The organism is Dyadobacter sp. 676 (genome assembly GCF_040448675.1).
GTDB lineage: Bacteria > Bacteroidota > Bacteroidia > Cytophagales > Spirosomataceae > Dyadobacter.
This window is the reverse complement of sequence record NZ_CP159289.1, coordinates 3533564-3551127: the sequence shown is the minus strand read 5'-3', so window position 1 is coordinate 3551127 and position 17564 is coordinate 3533564. Positions and strand designations below refer to the sequence as shown.

Here is a 17564-nt window from a genome sequence, read left to right as displayed (position 1 = left end):
TTCAACATTATGAAATTTAACGAATATAAAACCCTTGGATTCACCAACTGGTGCGTAGAGAACAGGACGACGATCTACATCTTTACGTTCATCATCACGTTGGCGGGGTTTATGGTGTACAATAACTTGCCGAAAGAGCAGTTCCCGGACATCAAGATCCCGCAGATTTACATCAACACGGTTTATTTCGGAACTGCACCGGCCGATATCGAAAACACGATCAACAAACCGATCGAGAAACAGCTCAAATCCCTCAACGGGGTTAAAAAGATCAAATCCAATGCATTGCAGGACGTTTCGGTAATCCTGGTGGAATTTACGCCGGATGTGGCCGTCGAAGTGGCTTTGCAGCGGGTGAGGGACGCGGTGGATAAGGCGAAGACCGACTTGCCCCAAAACCTCGACTCCGGCCCCACGGCCCAGGACGTGAATTTCTCGGAGTTCCCGATCATGAACGTCAACATCGCCGGCAATTATTCTCTGAAACAACTGAAAGAATATGCCGAAGATTTGCAGGATGGGATCGAAGCATTGCCTGAAATTACCCGTGTGGACATTCTCGGTGCTTTGAACCGCGAAATCCAGATCAATGTGAACCTGGACCGTATGAAGGCGACCGGTCTCACATTTTATGACATACAAACGGCGGTCCAGGGTGAAAACATCAACGTTTCGGGGGGCGAACTCAACGTGGAAGGGGTACGCCGGACCTTGCGGGTGAAAGGCGAATATACCAACGTAAACGACATGGCGAATATCCGCATCCGCACCGCAACAGGCGCCACCGTCCGCCTTGGCGACATTGCGGAGGTAGTCGACAGCTTTGAAGAGCAACAGGATTTCGCACGGCTGGCCAACAAATCGGTAATCACCCTGAACGTAATCAAACGGTCGGGCGAAAACCTTGTTGACGCGGCGGATAAAATCGAAGATGTAATCGCCGATTTCAAGGAAAACCGCTTTCCTGCCGGTTTGGACATTAAAATCACTGCCGACCAGTCGATCCAGACCCGCGCCGATTTGCATGACCTGATCAACACCGTCGTACTGGGCTTTATTTTCGTGGTCCTTGTACTGATGTTCTTCATGGGCGTGCGCGACGCGATCTTCGTGGGGCTTTCGGTGCCGTTATCCGCGTTGGTTGCATTTGTATTGATGCCGATTATCGGCCCGATGGTCGGAACGGAATTTACATTGAACACCATCGTGCTCTTCGCATTCCTGCTCGGTATCGGGCTTGTTGTGGACGACGCGATCGTGGTAATCGAAAACACGCACCGCTTGTTCAACCAGCACAAGGACTGGACGATCCAGCAAGCGGTAAAAGCGGCGGCTGGCGAGGTGTTTATCCCGGTACTTTCCGGTACATTGACAACCATTGCGCCGTTTTTCCCCCTGCTTTTCTGGTCGGGAATCGTCGGAGAGTTTATGAAATTCATGCCTCTGACGCTCATCATCACACTGGGAGCGTCGCTTTTCGTAGCCTATGTAATGAACCCGGTATTCGCCGTGTCGTTCATGGGCCGCCATGAAGAGGAAAAAGAGGCCCACGATACAAGTTTCAAGGCTATCCGCAGGCCCGTGATCATACTGGTGGTAGCTGCATTGCTGGGCTATCTCATCGACCGTGGTATCGGCAATTTCTTTGTATTCATTCTGATTCTCTGGATTTTCAACCACTACATTCTGACACCGAGAATCCTCGTTCCCTTCCAGGATCACCTCTTACCTGCCTTGAAAAACGGCTATCGGAGGCTCATTGACTGGCTTTTGAGAGGTTGGCGGCCGGTATTCGCGATTATCGGTGTTTTCCTTCTGCTGATTGCCACATTCATAATCACCGGCATTGCCCAACCCAAAGTATTGTTCTTCCCCAGCGGTGACCCCGATTATGTGTATGTTTATAACAAACTGCCTATCGGAACCGACGCCCGCGTAACCGACTCTGTGACCAAGATCATCGAAAAACGTGTTTTTGAAGTGCTGGAAAAAGAAAAGGCGATGGATATGGTCAACTCCGTGATCGCCAACGTAGGTAAAAACGCGGGCGACCCATATAACCCCGATCGTTCGGCTACGCCGCATAAATCGAAAGTGACGGTCGCGTTCGTGTATGGCACCGAACGCGGCGGCCGGTCTTCGGAGGTAATCCTGCGCAAGATCCGGGATGCTGTTTCGGGCATTCCCGGGGCCGAAATTTCCGTGGAGCGCGAAGCGGTAGGTCCTCCTACGGGTAAGCCTATTTCTATCGAAATTTCGGGCGATGAGTTTGAAGTACTTCAAAAACTGGAAAAAGATGTTCTTAAAAAGGTACAGGAATCGGGCATTGAAGGCATTGACCAGCTCCGTTCCGATCTCGTTACGAACAAGCCTGAAATTGTAATTGATATCGACCGGGAGAAAGCGCAGCGTGAAGGCATCAGTTCGCAGCAGATCGCCTTGGCCGTTCGTACCGCGTTGTTTGGTCTGGAAGTTTCCAAATTCCGTGACGACAAGGATGAATATCCGATCATGGTAAGACTTGAAAAAGACGACCGCGAACAAATTGAGAAACTGTTGAGCCTGAATGTGGTTTACCGCGATATGAATATGGGCGGTGCATTGCGCCAGGTACCCATTACTTCGGTGGCGAATATTCATTACTCGACCACATTCAGCCAGATCAACCGTCAGGACCAGCGACGGATCGTTACCTTAGGCTCGGATGTATTACCCGGTTATAACGCCAACGAAATCGTGGCCCAGATTCAGAACCTCGTTGAGGAAATGGAAGTCCCGAATGGCTATACCATCAAAATGGGCGGCGAACAGGAAGAGCAGGCCGAGTCCATGGCGTTCCTCGGGACCGCATTCGGTGCCGCTATTATGCTGATTTACCTCATCCTGGCAACGCAGTTCAACTCGGTTATCAAGCCATTCATTATTTTCTTCACCATCGTGCTTTCACTGATCGGCGTATTGCTGGGCTTTGTGATCTTCCAGAAAGACTTCTCGGTGATCATGTCGGGCGTGGGTATCATCGCATTGGCCGGTATTGTGGTGAAAAACGGAATCCTGCTCATCGAATTCATCGAAGAGCTCCGCGGGCGCGGGTACCCGATGCGCGAAGCCATTATCGAGGGCGGCGCGATCCGTCTGACCCCCGTACTGCTGACAGCCTCCGCGGCGGTACTTGGCCTGGTACCGCTTGCATTGGGGATAACAGTCGACTTCGTGGGCCTCTTCCGTGATCTGGAACCGCACCTGATCGTCGGCGGCCCGAGTTCGGTTTTCTGGAATATTCTGGCCTGGACGATTATTTTCGGTCTTACATTCTCCACCATACTAACTCTCGTAATGGTTCCTTGCATGTATTATGTCAACGAGCGCGTCCGCGATAAGTGGTTCAGGAAAGGAGAACCGGAGGCGGTGAATCCGAATTGGCGGAACGAAACAATCTAAATGCGACAGGGTTATTGTTCATTTCAGGTTATTTCAAATTTTTTCAACCTGAAATGAACAATAATCCAAAACATTCTTAGATTTGCAACCCCAAAGAATTGCTGAAAGGCATTCAGGAGAATCCGGGATGTAGCGCAGTCCGGTAGCGCATCCCGCTTGCAGCGGGAGGGTCGCCATACACACACGGATTTTTGAGCAATGGCCTACGTAGTTTACATCTTGTTTAGCGATGTTTTGAATAAGTACTACGTTGGGCAAACGCAGGATCTGGGAAGTAGGCTGCAAAGGCATAATGAAGGACGCGTTAATTTCACATCAAAGGGAGTCCCTTGGAAATTGATTCAGTCGTTTGAATGCCCGGACCGGTCAGAAGCAGTCCACTTAGAATCGAAAATTAAAAAAAGGGGATAAAAAGATATTTGCAGGATATTAATCTGTAAATCTCGGGATGTAGCGCAGTCCGGTAGCGCACTAGCATGGGGTGCTAGGGGTCGCAAGTTCGAATCTTGTCATCCCGACATTGAAAATCAGCCACTTATGACCGAGAGTTGTAAGTGGCTTTTTCATTAGGTCGAACATAGGTCGAACATTTTTTCTCAGGTTCATTGAGTTTTTCTTGTTGTCGTCGTACTTATCGCGCCTAATTTAAGACTTCGACTTCCATAAAAGGCATCAAAATCTTTGATCGACTAGCTCGACCAGTGTTCGATTATACGGTCGTGGCCGTTGCACAACTAGCAGGAAATTTCTGGTGAGTGAATTTCAATAGGTACTTTACCGAGAATTTCATGAGGTCAAGTCAACGCGATTAAAAGGCACTAGGAACGTAGCATCACAATGCCCTACGGCCTCTTTTGATGCACTCTGCACCCATTTCCTATTAAATGTTTTAAGGTACTTTTTAAGATTGAAGCATATGGCCGACATCAGCATCACCTTGTGAGCGGCAGCTTTTCCTAGAACATTGATTTTGCTTAACCCGTAATGATGAACCAGGCTTCCAAAGACCGGCTCAATTGTACTCTGTCGCAGTCGTTTCATCTGTTTGCCTTGCCTGCTGTGTTGCCTTTCATGAGCTCGATAGTAATAATCTTCATAGGTTGTTGTGAATATTCTTTTAAATAGGGACTTAGGGGTACAAGAATCTTTGAGAACGCAGGGAATGCAATCTTTTTTAGAAGCCCGATAATTCTTTATTGGCTGTCCATCGGAAGTTCGGCCGAAGCCTTTAAATGGAATTTTCTTATTCATTGTGCAGATAAAAACATCCTCTTGCCTGTCGTAGGTGACCCATTCCCTTTCCGGTTTGTACTTTCCAAAAACAGGTATCCAGGCTGTGATGTTTCGTGATTCCAAGTATTCATAATTGTAACCGTTGGAGTAACCGCCATCTGCTAGCAGATCTGTCATGCACAGTTCATTCACCTTTAGCCGGCTTTCGACCTTTTCAGTCATTGCTGGCAAATACTGACTATCTCTCCCATCGGCAAAATCTGCCTGTATATGGCTGATTACCCCTTGGCCTGTATCGACTGCCATACTACAGTGATAATTGAGTTTTCTTGCTTTGCCAGGCTTTACTGAAATCCGTGCATCTGGATCGTGGGGATTGTAATGTGTCTTATTGCTGAACAGCTGTGCTCTTTCGTGAGCAGCGCCGCTAGCACTTACAGGGTTTTCGCGAAGTTTTTCCTGGTGAGATTTCATGCGCCTGAGATGATGTGAGGGCGCAGTTATTAACCCCACGGGCGAAGCTATGCCAGTGCTTATCTGCTGTTGATTTTCAGCATCAACATTCTCAAAGTGGTTCTTGATTGATTGAAATGGCCGTTTCAATTCAAGACTTTCCATTGAGGCATTCGCTTTGACGGGGGCGGAATCCAAGGCTTGAGTATGTCCACTGACCATCCCTTTGTCAACACACATAGCAAAAACCTTATCGAACAGACTTTCAAAAACGGTGGCGGGATATAGTTGCCTGGTTCTGCTGATAGTCGAATGCCAAGGCAGCTGCTCATCAATATCGTAGCCTAAAAAGTAAAGAATGTCCATTCGCATCGAGCAATGCTCGATCAGACGACGATCAGATGTGATGTTCTCCAAATAACCGGTCAGCATTAACTTGAAGAACACAACGGGATCGATCGATGGGTTGCCGGTTTTACCGTAAAGGTTGCTGGTATCTCGGTATAATGAAATACTCCCGGTTTGCTGGACAGCCGACGGATGAAATTAAGTTTAATTAGGATGCTTTTGCATTGATCTGGAAAAACAATTCATCGGGAATGTACCCGGTTCCTGTGTGTTTGCGTCGACGGTTGTAAAATTCCACATATGCTTTTACTCCCCGATACAAATCCATCCCGCCATTTGGAGGATTTAAGTATATGTACTCTTGTTTGAGCGACCTCCAAAATCTTTCGATGAAAACATTGTCTAGGGCCCGTCCTTTTCCGTCCATAGAAATTTGTATCCCTTTCTCTAAGAGCGGCTTAATAAAACCCTGACTTGTGAATTGGCTACCCTGGTCGGTATTGAATATTTCGGGCTTTCCCTGTGTACGGATCGTATCCAAAAGCGTTTCCCGGCACCATTCCATACTCATTGTATTGGAGATACTCCATCCCACAATTCGACGGCTGTAAACGTCAATAATGGCGAACATGTACATAAATCCTCTGAACATTGGAATATAAGATATATCGGCTTGCCAGACCTGATTGGGGCGCTCAATCTTCAACCCCTTCAGCAAATATGGATATTTGTAATCTGTTGGTTTGGATTTGCTTAGATTGCGCTTGGGATAAATTGTGCGCAAATTCATAAGTCTATAAAGTCTTCTCACCCGCTTCACACCAACAGGATATCCCAGTCCGATCAGGTAATCACGCATGCGTTCTACGCCATAAAACGGGCACTCTAGAAACTGGCGATCAATGGCCTTCATCAATCGCTGGTTTAACAGAGACTGACCTCTCGGCCTAAAGTAATAGCTACTACGCTGTAAACCAATCAATTTGCACTGTGCCGAGACGCTTAGCTCAGGGTACTCAGGGGAAACAAGTCCGCGTTTCTCCATAACACTCATTTCCCCAAGACCTTTTTTAAAAAATCGACTTGGACTTGAAGTTCACCGATTTTAGAATACAATTCCTTCTCTTTTGTGTTTTCGGATTCATTACCAGTGGTGGGTGCCTCTTTACTGAAAACTAATTCAGCCTTTTCCAGAAACTCTCGCTTCCAGGCAGCTATCTGTGTTGGATGAATCTCGTACTTGGAGGCCAATTCCTGCACGGTCTGAACCTCTTTAATCGCTTCAATAGCCACTTTGGCTTTGAAGCTCGCACTGAATTTTCTACGTTCCTTTTTCATAGTCAGCTACTAAGTTAGAAATTTAAGCAGCTGTCCAGATTTCTGGGAGTATTATAATAAAAACTGCATGTCGAGTGTTTCACCGATCCTTCGATAAAAGTTTTCCTTCGGAATACGATCTGAAAGTTGGAAGCTGACGAACAGCTTTTCCGAGTAATTTTTCTTTCCTTGCATTCCTGAAGTTACAAATTTTCACGTTGACAATGAAGTATTTAATTTGATTTATTCAACTAAAATGATAGGAAAATCACTTAATAAGAAGGTATATAATTTAATATCAAAGTGCGAGTCCCTAGGGTTAACTGAAAAAGATTGCACCGAGGCACGGTCACTTCTTGAATGCAATGAAGTTGGTTTGGCATTCGATACCATCCTAACACAAATGTATGAATACGACATTTTGATTGATTCAGAACTGTACCGTCAAATAGAAGCCATCGCCTACGGAATGTCATTGAACAGCGAAGGCTACGAATTTATGTCAAAACTCATACGGCCTGCGAAGTAGCATCGCCACCACCCAAACATGATATTTTCCGAGTTGTGCAACAGCCACGGTCGTTAAAGTGTAATTTCAAGCTCGTCCAGAAATCTGGCTGTATATCATTTGGACAAAGATTTGGGTTCACTTAGCGCGGAACAGTACACATTAATCTGTACTTTCCCATTGACTTCGGGAGTACACAAGCAAACGCTCATATGTATGTGGACGAGTCGGCTATTGCAGTGTCTTCGTCGCAAGGTAGGAGCGTTTTGTGAGATCTTATTTTATCCCATCTCAGTAAGCAGAATTCACAGTGATTCTTACATCATTCACAGTCCTTCTAAAAAGTATTCTTCAAATGGGTTCTTTTGTTGTTAAAAATTTTGCAACATGAAAAAAGGGCTCCTGTTATTTGTCGCTGTCATATCTTGCTTGTCTTCTGTGAATGCCCAAGTTAAATGGGACGAGTATTCCCACAGTTTTCTGAACAACGGCACTAAACCATCGGTGCCTGCGTTAATTGTTGCTGTCAGGAAAGAGAATAATTCATTTTGGGAAACACACGAACGAAGTCAGCATTTTGAGACCTTGAAGAAGGATAAAGAATTTCTCCGGTTAAGACCAAAAGAAATGATTGCTCGTACTGTGTTCGATACCGCGTGCGCACAATTTTTCTTGAAAAGCGTTGATCATAGGAATAGGGCTGCATATCAGTTCAGGGTTACAGAATATCCCAGCAAAAAAGTGCTTGTTCCGTGGAATCCGATTCAATCCTTTACTGACTCAATGCAGATGCGGGAGTCCGGCTTGCCCCAAATGGCTTATCTGGGAGGATACCGTACCTCGCTAGGAAATATGCTGATCATAGATGTCAGAATGGTAAGGAGAGAAGCAATCATCGCTACAGCAATGGTGGCTTGGGAGGCAATCAGGCCTGAAATAATGAGCATCCATACTTCCGAAACCCTAGATAAGTTTTTCCAGCAGATACGATCGCCCTGGCTTCCCGACAAACAGTCCGCAAGCAATTTCCCGTTAGGCTTTACCATGTCTTCCAGCAATAAAAACCTGGTTTTCGCATTGCAAGATGGTGTATTTAATAGAAAACAGATACAGTATAAGCTAATCCGGAATGGGCAGCTGCATACGGACTGGCGAGATAATGATTATGACAATTCATTTATCTGGCTGAAAGACTTTTCCCCTGGCCACTACGCGATCCAAATCCGGTACTCAGCTCAGCCGCAGCATATGATTGAATATCCATTTCGGGTTAAGCCTGTATGGTATCAGACAATTTATTTCCGGGTTTTGGCCTGCATGCTGTCGGTACTCCTGGTGAGTTTGCTAGCTATGTTTGGCCGGCAACGGCGTAAAATTAAGCAGGGGCGAATGGACAGATCGCGGTTGCAGCTTGAACTGAAGGCGATTTACGCTCAGTTGAATCCTCATTTTATATTCAATGCGCTCAGCTCGATCCAGGCGCTTATGAATAAACAGGATATGAGGGCAGCAAATGCCTATTTATCCGACTTCGCGCGACTGACCCGGGATTCACTCGTTCATAGCCAAAAGAGCGAAATTTCTCTTTACGAGGAAATTCAGACGTTGGATACATATTTGAAATTAGAGAAGCTGCGGTTTAGTTTTAGCTATCATATCAAGATAGCGCCCGATGTGAACACATCTGAAACGGATATTCCGGCTTTATTGCTACAACCGTTGGTTGAAAATGCGGTGAAGCATGGTGTCGCTTCCATGGGCGAAAAAGGATTAATCCAGCTGTCAATAGCCCGATCTGGTCCTGCAATGATCATAAACCTAACTGATAATGGTATCGGTATGGTCGAAGGGAAACCAATGACAGGTTTCGGTTTAAAGCTTACCAATGATCGGATCAGATTACTGAATCAAATCTACCCTGACCGGTTGATCACAATGGACATCAGCAATGTTCTCCCAGCAGGGTTACGGATTACGCTTACTTTTAATCACTGGTTTGATGAGAGCTTTATTGATAGATGACGAACAGTCAAACCTGGACAATCTCCAGATTTTAATTGAGACCTATTGCCCACAGGTCAACATTTGTAGTGCTGCTGCCGATACCCGATCTGCAACCAAATTGCTTCATACGCACCACCCAGATCTGGTATTTCTCGATATTCAGATGCCAGTACAAAATGGGTTCGATTGGCTACGTAGTCTGTCTCATATCGACTTTGAAGTTATCTTCGTGACAGCTTACGATCAGTACGCAATCCAGGCAATGCGGCTTTCCGCGATCGACTACCTGTTGAAACCCGTTTCAATTGAAGAGCTACAAGCCGCTGTCCAGCGGGCGAACCAGCAACATTCTTTGAAAAAGGAAAATCATCTTCTGCACAACCTGATCCATTTCCTAAAAAATGACGATAAATCTACCGAGCAACGTATTGCATTAGCAACTACTAAAAGAAACGCGCTTTGTAAAATCCAATGAAATTATCCGATGTGAATCGGATAACAATTACACAACCTTTTACCTCGTAGGCGGGGAAAATCTAGTTATTTGCAAGCCGATTTTCTTTTACGATGACTTATTAAAACAATATGGCTTTATTCGTTGTCACCAGTCTCATTTGGTAAACAAAACGTCAATCAAAAGCTGGAAGAGAGAATTTGGCGATTTTTTGTTGCTAACGGATGGATCTGAGATCCCTGTAGCAAGAAGTAAAAAGGAAGAAATAAAACAATTACTAAAAAGTTGAGTGAGTATCGCGTCACAGCTTTACCGCCTTATGAAACGTCTCATTCCTGACTGCCTTGGGACTAATAGCGATCAAACCCAGCAGTTTCGCAATTGGAGGGTTTTGAGAGAATACCTGTTTCCAACGAATCGGACACTGAATAAATCCTTTTGTAGGGATACTCTTGATTCAACATCTCGCGAAACTTTCATGAAGGATATAAACCAAACCGACTTATGAACCGCCTTTTAATCGCTAGCATATGCATGCTAAGTTTACTCAATTGCAAACAAGACAAAATCAGCCCAGTTGGATTAGAATGTTATTCTGGGTTTGAGGGATTATCGCGTGACGAAAATGTGACTGACGCGCCGGTTGTTGTGCAGCTTAGTGGCGGAACGGCTATTGGTAGCCAATTGGTAGCAACTAACGGCGTTGCTTGGGGCGGGTGTAATCTTCCAAAACAATTTATGCAAGACAGTTTAGCCATTTATGTGACAGGCTATTTCGTGACTTCCGAAGCATTGGAAAGAATGAATATAACACCTTTACCATTTGTAGTTACTTCCGCAAAGCTCCGATAATAACGATCAGAATCCATATGAGGGCTGCAGATGGTAGGCAAGGATGTCCGTTAAAACACTGCAAAACAATTCTGAAATGTCAGGTGTTTAAGTTATCCTTGCGAAGCTATAAACCATCAGGCCGATCAGCGCCCGATCCCGCAACCCAATCGGTGGAGATATCAATTGCATCTAGAATCGCCCGCGCTTCGACCGGGTCTAGTATAGGCGTCTTGCCCCGCTGAACCGAGTGACGCGGCCCCTTGACCGATGCCGCCGGGTTATGAGGGATTACCTGGCCAGTCGCCAGCCAATCCAGTAAATGCCGCACGGCCGCCAGCCGCAACTTAACAGTAGGGGAGGATACAGACCGGCAAAGTGTTTCCACCAAGGCTGCCACATGCAGCGGCATGACCTGGTCGATGGAGCCGACGCCGAGCTGCTCACAGTAGCCCAAGAAATCCGTGGCCGACCGCCAGTAGGACCGCCGGGTGTTCGGGTTCCGGATTGGAAAATTCGGTGAAATTGACCACCCCATTTCAGTTTAAACTGACCACCTGTTCCGGCTGAAATTGACCACCCCGTTTCGGAGCAAACTGACCACCTGTTTCGGAGGAAACTGACCACCCTGTCAAGCAGAAAAATGCTGTAGAATCACCCATATTTTTGGCGGATACCAACCGTGGAAAGTATGGCTAATTCGACTATCAGCATGAATAAGATAAGACAGATCCTAAGGATGTACAGTCAAGGGCGCAGCAAGCTTTTTATTGCTGAGCAAACGGGCGTTTCCCGCAATACGGCCAAGAAGTACATGGCTACTTTTGAAGCGAGCGGTCTGACTTTCGAGCAGATCAACGGCCTGAACGATAAAGAGCTGGACGAGTTTTTCGGTGCAGTTAGACAGATGCCGCCGCAGGATAGGCTGTTGAACTTACAGCGCTGTTTTCCCCGGATAGATAAAGAGCTCAAAAAAACCGGCGAGACACGTTATTCGCTCTGGGAGAGCTACAAAAAGGAATTCCCTGACGGTTTTGGCTATACCCAGTTCTGCTTCCACCTGGCTCAGTGGAAGGCCCGGGTAAATCCTGTTATGCACCAGGACCATAAAGCGGGCGATAAATTCTATATCGATTTTGCCGGTGTAAAGCTGAGCTTCGTAAACAGGGAGACTGGCGAAGTAATTGAGGTTGAAGTCTTTATTGCCATCCTGGGCGCCAGCCAGCTCACCTATGTGGAAGCGGTCATGAGCCAGCAAAAAGAAGATCTGATCCTGGCTTGTGAGAATGCTTTTCATTACATCGGTGGCGTTCCGGCAGCCGTAGTCCCGGATAATCTCAAGGCGGCCGTCACCAAAAGCAACCGGTATGAACCTACCCTGAACGAGACTTTTGAGGACTTTGCCAACCATTACGGGACCACCATATTACCCACCAGGGCTTACCGGCCACGCGATAAGGCGTTGGTCGAAGGGGCTGTTAAAATCGTTTACAGCCGGATCTATGCGCCTTTAAGAAAGCAGGTTTTTAACTCACTATCCGAGCTAAACGCAGCCATATGGGCGGCCCTGGAAGTCCATAATAATCAGCTCCTACGCGGTCGCAATTACAGCCGCAGGCTTCAGTTCGAAGAGATCGAGCGAGGCGCACTCTCTCCGCTGCCGCTGCTCCGCTACGAGTTCAAAAAGCAGTCACATGCGACCGTGATGAAAAACGGGCACGTGAACCTGAGCATCGACAAGCACTATTACAGCGTCCCGTACCGGTTCATCGGCAAGAAGGTCAAATTGCTGTTCTCGGGCACGTTGGTCGAGATTTACTACCGTTATGAGCGCATAGCCCTGCATCAGCGTGTCAAAAGCCCCTACAATTACTCGACCGATAAAGAGCACCTGGCCAGCACGCACCGCTTTTTGACCGAATGGACCCCGGATAAGTTCGTCGAATGGGCTTCTTCGATCCACGATGACGTAAGGCTTTATATCCTTAAAATACTGGACCGTAAGCAGCATCCCGAGCAGGCCTACCGCTCTTGCATCGGCATCTTGTCCTTCGCAAAAAAGGCCGGCGAACAACGGCTGATCAGCGCATGCCAGCGCGCGTTGAGCTATGGTATTTATAACTACAAAATCATCCAGATGATATTGGAAAAGAAGATGGACCAGTACGAGGACAGCCTGTTCGCCGACGAGCTGCCGATGCCTAACCACGACAATATCAGGGGTGAAGAATATTATCAGTAACCTTTTAAACAATCTATACAATGAACAATGACACCTTGGAGAAGCTGCGCAAGCTTAAATTTTATGGCATGTTCCATGCCTTCAAAACCAGCCTGGAAAGCGGAAAAACCAATGATTATACGGCAGATGAGCTATTAGGGTACCTTGTGGACGCCGAGTGGGACGATCGCAACAACCGCCGCGTAGAGCGGCAGATCTACCAGGCCCGGTTCCGTTATAAGGCCGTCGTCGAAAATATCCATTACCATGCCGATCGCAGTCTGGACCGTAACCAGGTCATGCGCCTGGCTGATTGCTCTTTTATCACCCGCAATGAGAACCTGCTGATCACCGGCAGCACCGGGATCGGCAAAAGCTATGTGGCAACTGCCATCGGCCATCAAGCCTGCATCCAGGGGTACCGCGTACTTTACGCGAGTACCCCAAAACTGTTCGCCCGCTTGAAAATGGCCAAGGCTGACGGCTCTTATATCAAGGAAATCGCCAGGATCGAACGGCAGCACCTGTTGGTGCTCGATGACTTCGGTATCCAGCCCTTCGATGCACAGAGCAGGGCCGCCCTGATGGAGATCATCGAAGACCGGCACGGAAAAGCATCGTTGATTATTACTTCGCAGTTGCCCGTCAGCAAATGGCATGAAGTGATCGGAGAAAAAACCATTGCCGACGCTATCCTGGACCGCATTGTTCACGACGCGCACCGCATAGAACTGAGAGGGGAATCGATGAGAAGAAAGAAAAAAATAGAGCCCGAAAACAGCTACCAATAATACGACCTTAATTAACTAATTTTGAAACTGCTTCTGCAGCTTTTTTCTGCTACCGGCCGCCAGACAATTAGGTGGTCAATTTGCCACGGAATCAGGTGGTCAACTTCTCCGAAATACCCATCCGGATCGTGGCGGCAAAGAATTCCAGGAAGCGCACCTGTGCCCGGTCGCCGGCGCTGGCCACCAAGCCGACACGGGTAGCGTTGCTACTTCTAAAATCAGTTCACTCATAAATCCATTGTCATCAAACGATTAATAAAGGACGTTGTCATATAAAGTATACAACCTGCTTGTATTAGGTATAGAAAATATCTATCGTAGCATTGCGACTAATTATTCGGTCGTTTAAGTGAAATCTCCATGTGCTGCCGAAACCTATCATACTATCCTTCCAAGGGATGTTTGGTTCATTATAAGTGCTGTACTGCACTTTAATCTGTACTTTCTTCGCCTTCTTTGTCCACATACAAACGGTCGTATGTATCGGGACAAACAAGATCAAGGCGACACCCTTCGTCGAAAAAGCACGTGTTATATCAGGAGTATGATTTTCATTCTAGCGTGTTGGCTGATCTGAACTATTCCGGAATTGCTTGTCTTTGAATACAGACACTACCGCATCAAACAATTCTTCCTTATTGGCCGGTTTAAAAAGATGTTTGTCGAAGCCCGCCAACCTAAATTCAGTTTCCTCAGAGAGCAAGTCTCGACCGGTAAATGCAATAATGGCCAAATCTCTGCCCCATGCTTGGTCTCGAATATGCCTGCACACTTGAAAACCGTCCATCTCCGGCATATCAATGTCCAGCAGGATCACGTCTGGTTTGGCTTGCTCGGCAATCAAAATACCGCCCTTTACGCTATTACAAGTTTGAACTTGGAAGCCTGAGTGACGCAGAAGCGCTCCATTTACAAAGGCTGCATCCTGATTGTCATCCACAACCAAAATCTTAAGTGCCGGAAATCCGATATTATTAGCTGCCATTGCGAATAATTTGATGGGGCTGCGCCGCTTACAAATCCCATGCCGGTCCATCCTTAATCTAAGATGGCGCGCTTCATTGATTCCCGGTTAAATTGAAAATAACCATACGAGCTCGCGTCCAATCTGGAAAATAAATTAGTTACCTTTGTTACAACCCCACTCTCTAAAACAATGTAGCCTGGACGCCTAATAGGGAGCAAACATCCGGACAACCGCCCTGCCGGATGCAGGCAACTCCCAAACAAGTTAGGTGATGACATTTTCTCATAACCCTGACGGAACTGCCGTCAGTAATCTCGCACATTATCTTGTCGTCAGGCGGCCGCAGCTGCTTGATGATTGGCACAATGCTTGCCAGGCCGATCTATCTCTCAATGCTGGCACCAGCCTAAGCAGCAAACAGTTTCGGAACCAAATCCCGCTTATGCTTGATATGCTCGGGCTGCGACTTGAAAGCAGGGATGACGGAGCACAGTTCAATGTTTTAGCGTCAAACCACGGACTCCACCGCTGGCAAAAAGGCTATTCTCTGAGCGAATTGGTGGCTGAAATGCAGCATCTTTGTCGGCTCCTGTTAGCTCAATTTCGCTCGTTCTGGCAATTGCAACCTTCAAGCGATTGCGATGGAATGTCGCACAGCTATGAACAATTATTCGAATTTGGAAATCAGGTAAACACCGGCAGCATTGCCCAGTATGCCGATTTGCAAAAGCAAGCGGCATTCAGGCGGGTGGACGCCTTGCAAAAAGCCCTGGATGAAATTAACGAAATGGCTAAGCAGCGCAGTAATTTACTCCGCCATTCTTCCCACGACCTTCGCGGTAGCTTCGGGGCACTTCTGGGAGCGGCCTCGCTTTTGGAATTAACAGATGTTCCCGAAAGTGACCGCAAAATGGCAGTAAAAATCTTGCACAGTAATCTTTCCAATTGCCGTTCATTGATTACTCAATTGATGGATCTGGCAAGACTAGAGGCCGGCCAAGACGTAGTGGATATTCAGGCGGTAGACGTTGGCCAGCTGCTTACCGGACTGGTGATGGCCTATCAGCCCCTGGCCAATGAGCGCGGAATTTTACTAAAAGGCGAAGGCCCCGCAAGCTTGCCAGTTGAATGTGATCCCGTACAGCTTCAACGCATCATACAAAACTTGGTACTCAATGCACTTAAACACACCACGTCCGGTTGGGTCGCAGTGTGCTGGGAAAAACTAGACAACCATCATTGGATGGTCAGCATCCAGGATACGGGCCCTGGCCTTCCAACTTCCATGCAATCTCATCCGCTGGATCAGGTTCAAGTAATGGAGACCGTTTTCACCCAGAAGGGTGAAGGCATTGGCTTATCCATTGTTAAAGGGTTATGTGAGCTTTTGCGTGCGAATCTGCAAATTGAAAGTAAGCCGGGCGAAGGCACCAAGTTCAACATAAGACTTGCTATTGGCTGGCAGTCGTAAGCAATCGCTTAAGACAAATAAGCAAGTGACGCCATCTTATAATGGACGTTAGCATTTATACTATGTTCAACCTTAAAGTCTGATTTCAAGAAAATAGCGAAACATTATGAAAGATTGAAACAAGACGGGTATTTGCATACAACCTGCTTGTTAGGTATAGAAAATATCTATCAAAAGATTGCGACTAAATATTCGGTCGTTTTTCTGTACTCCGCGGCATGAATTGCATTCGGGTAGTTTTTCGCGAAAACCGGCCTTAAACGGTACAGTTTAGTGGTACATGAAATCTAATTACAGTGTATTGCAGTTACCGACGTTAAACCGTACTTCGTTCATCGTCGTTTCCGCTTGCCACTTTCAGGCTTGCGTGAATTCGCATCCAGCAACTCCCACGCACGCCGAAGTGAATCTACCGAGGGTTCAGCTGCTTGGTCGAAGGCTTTATCAATCATGCTGGTTAGACGAGGAGATAATTGCTGAGCCACTTCATACCTCGCGGCAGTTCGGCTCGCCTGTTCAATTTTCTCATTCGAACATCTAACTGTCGCAAGGGAAGCAGCGGTAGTACAAAGCAGTACCGCTAATGAAACGAAATAGCTTTTAGCCTTGAAGTCGAACGTGACTGGCTTAGGATTTTCCTGAAATACTCCCGGTTTGCTGGACAGCCGACGGATGAAATTAAGTTTAATTAGGATGCTTTTGCATTGATCTGGAAAAACAATTCATCGGGAATGTACCCGGTTCCTGTGTGTTTGCGTCGACGGTTGTAAAATTCCACATATGCTTTTACTCCCCGATACAAATCCATCCCGCCATTTGGAGGATTTAAGTATATGTACTCTTGTTTGAGCGACCTCCAAAATCTTTCGATGAAAACATTGTCTAGGGCCCGTCCTTTTCCGTCCATAGAAATTTGTATCCCTTTCTCTAAGAGCGGCTTAATAAAACCCTGACTTGTGAATTGGCTACCCTGGTCGGTATTGAATATTTCGGGCTTTCCCTGTGTACGGATCGTATCCAAAAGCGTTTCCCGGCACCATTCCATACTCATTGTATTGGAGATACTCCATCCCACAATTCGACGGCTGTAAACGTCAATAATGGCGAACATGTACATAAATCCTCTGAACATTGGAATATAAGATATATCGGCTTGCCAGACCTGATTGGGGCGCTCAATCTTCAACCCCTTCAGCAAATATGGATATTTGTAATCTGTTGGTTTGGATTTGCTTAGATTGCGCTTGGGATAAATTGTGCGCAAATTCATAAGTCTATAAAGTCTTCTCACCCGCTTCACACCAACAGGATATCCCAGTCCGATCAGGTAATCACGCATGCGTTCTACGCCATAAAACGGGCACTCTAGAAACTGGCGATCAATGGCCTTCATCAATCGCTGGTTTAACAGAGACTGACCTCTCGGCCTAAAGTAATAGCTACTACGCTGTAAACCAATCAATTTGCACTGTGCCGAGACGCTTAGCTCAGGGTACTCAGGGGAAACAAGTCCGCGTTTCTCCAT

At 46.7% G+C, this 17564-nt stretch carries 16 protein-coding genes and 1 tRNA gene; 11 read left to right on the top strand and 6 right to left on the bottom strand.

Going from position 1 to position 17564, the window contains the following annotated elements; genetic code table 11:
* Window positions 1–9: 9 nt before the first annotated feature.
* The 3 genes from ABV298_RS15985 to ABV298_RS15975 all read left to right on the top strand — a co-directional run bounded on the left by ABV298_RS15985 (window position 10) and on the right by ABV298_RS15975 (window position 3959).
* Complete coding sequence (locus tag ABV298_RS15985) at window positions 10–3441, top strand: efflux RND transporter permease subunit (protein ID WP_353723043.1); 3432 nt, start codon at window positions 10–12, stop codon at window positions 3439–3441.
* A gap of 198 nt (window positions 3442–3639) precedes the next feature.
* Complete coding sequence (locus ABV298_RS15980) at window positions 3640–3852, top strand: GIY-YIG nuclease family protein (RefSeq protein WP_353723042.1); 213 nt, start codon at window positions 3640–3642, stop codon at window positions 3850–3852.
* A 33-nt stretch (window positions 3853–3885) separates the two neighbouring features.
* Window positions 3886–3959 (top strand) — tRNA-Pro (locus ABV298_RS15975).
* 268 nt (window positions 3960–4227) lie between these two features.
* Here ABV298_RS15975 and ABV298_RS15970 read toward each other — a convergent pair.
* From ABV298_RS15970 to ABV298_RS15960, 3 genes are read right to left on the bottom strand one after another with little or no spacing between them, the layout of a single operon-like run.
* Window positions 4228–5640 carry an IS1182 family transposase gene (locus ABV298_RS15970; RefSeq protein WP_353723194.1) on the bottom strand — a complete coding sequence of 471 codons (1413 nt, stop codon included), beginning with the start codon at window positions 5638–5640 and terminating at the stop codon, window positions 4228–4230.
* Between the two features lie 43 nt (window positions 5641–5683).
* Window positions 5684–6520, bottom strand: a complete 837-nt coding sequence (locus ABV298_RS15965; RefSeq protein ID WP_353723174.1) for an IS3 family transposase — start codon at window positions 6518–6520, stop codon at window positions 5684–5686.
* A gap of 5 nt (window positions 6521–6525) precedes the next feature.
* Window positions 6526–6813, bottom strand: coding sequence for a transposase (locus ABV298_RS15960; protein ID WP_353718731.1), 288 nt, complete (start codon window positions 6811–6813; stop codon window positions 6526–6528).
* A gap of 235 nt (window positions 6814–7048) precedes the next feature.
* On the opposite strand from ABV298_RS15960, the gene ABV298_RS15955 reads away from it, so the two are divergent.
* From ABV298_RS15955 to ABV298_RS15935, 5 genes are all read left to right on the top strand, one after another.
* On the top strand, window positions 7049–7321 hold the full coding sequence (locus tag ABV298_RS15955; RefSeq protein WP_353723041.1) for a MafI family immunity protein: 273 nt from the start codon (window positions 7049–7051) through the stop codon (window positions 7319–7321).
* 366 nt (window positions 7322–7687) lie between these two features.
* Window positions 7688–9322: a histidine kinase gene (locus tag ABV298_RS15950; protein WP_353723040.1), complete on the top strand. Its 1635-nt coding sequence runs from the start codon at window positions 7688–7690 to the stop codon at window positions 9320–9322.
* Window positions 9300–9779, top strand: a complete 480-nt coding sequence (locus ABV298_RS15945) for a response regulator (RefSeq protein ID WP_353723039.1) — start codon at window positions 9300–9302, stop codon at window positions 9777–9779. The genes ABV298_RS15950 and ABV298_RS15945 overlap by 23 nt, the downstream gene beginning before the upstream one ends.
* A 1-nt stretch (window position 9780) precedes the next feature.
* Window positions 9781–10047, top strand: coding sequence for a LytTR family transcriptional regulator DNA-binding domain-containing protein (locus tag ABV298_RS15940; protein WP_353723193.1), 267 nt, complete (start codon window positions 9781–9783; stop codon window positions 10045–10047).
* A 215-nt stretch (window positions 10048–10262) separates the two neighbouring features.
* Window positions 10263–10610, top strand: coding sequence for a hypothetical protein (locus ABV298_RS15935; RefSeq protein ID WP_353723038.1), 348 nt, complete (start codon window positions 10263–10265; stop codon window positions 10608–10610).
* A gap of 106 nt (window positions 10611–10716) precedes the next feature.
* On the opposite strand, the gene ABV298_RS15930 is transcribed toward ABV298_RS15935, so the two are convergent.
* On the bottom strand, window positions 10717–11127 hold the full coding sequence (locus ABV298_RS15930) for a site-specific integrase (protein ID WP_353723037.1): 411 nt from the start codon (window positions 11125–11127) through the stop codon (window positions 10717–10719).
* A gap of 174 nt (window positions 11128–11301) precedes the next feature.
* Between ABV298_RS15930 and istA the strand changes: the two genes are divergently transcribed.
* Window positions 11302–12831 (top strand): IS21 family transposase, encoded by a 1530-nt coding sequence (gene istA / locus ABV298_RS15925; protein WP_353721905.1) that lies wholly within the window; start codon window positions 11302–11304, stop codon window positions 12829–12831.
* 20 nt (window positions 12832–12851) lie between these two features.
* Window positions 12852–13601 carry an IS21-like element helper ATPase IstB gene (gene istB / locus ABV298_RS15920; RefSeq protein WP_353718797.1) on the top strand — a complete coding sequence of 250 codons (750 nt, stop codon included), beginning with the start codon at window positions 12852–12854 and terminating at the stop codon, window positions 13599–13601.
* A gap of 556 nt (window positions 13602–14157) precedes the next feature.
* On the opposite strand, the gene ABV298_RS15915 is transcribed toward istB, so the two are convergent.
* On the bottom strand, window positions 14158–14586 hold the full coding sequence (locus tag ABV298_RS15915) for a response regulator (protein ID WP_353723036.1): 429 nt from the start codon (window positions 14584–14586) through the stop codon (window positions 14158–14160).
* A 253-nt stretch (window positions 14587–14839) separates the two neighbouring features.
* Between ABV298_RS15915 and ABV298_RS15910 the strand changes: the two genes are divergently transcribed.
* On the top strand, window positions 14840–16039 hold the full coding sequence (locus ABV298_RS15910) for a HAMP domain-containing sensor histidine kinase (RefSeq protein ID WP_353723035.1): 1200 nt from the start codon (window positions 14840–14842) through the stop codon (window positions 16037–16039).
* Window positions 16040–16727: 688 nt separating this feature from the next.
* On the opposite strand, the gene ABV298_RS15905 is transcribed toward ABV298_RS15910, so the two are convergent.
* Window positions 16728–17564 carry an IS3 family transposase gene (locus ABV298_RS15905; protein WP_353723174.1) on the bottom strand — a complete coding sequence of 279 codons (837 nt, stop codon included), beginning with the start codon at window positions 17562–17564 and terminating at the stop codon, window positions 16728–16730.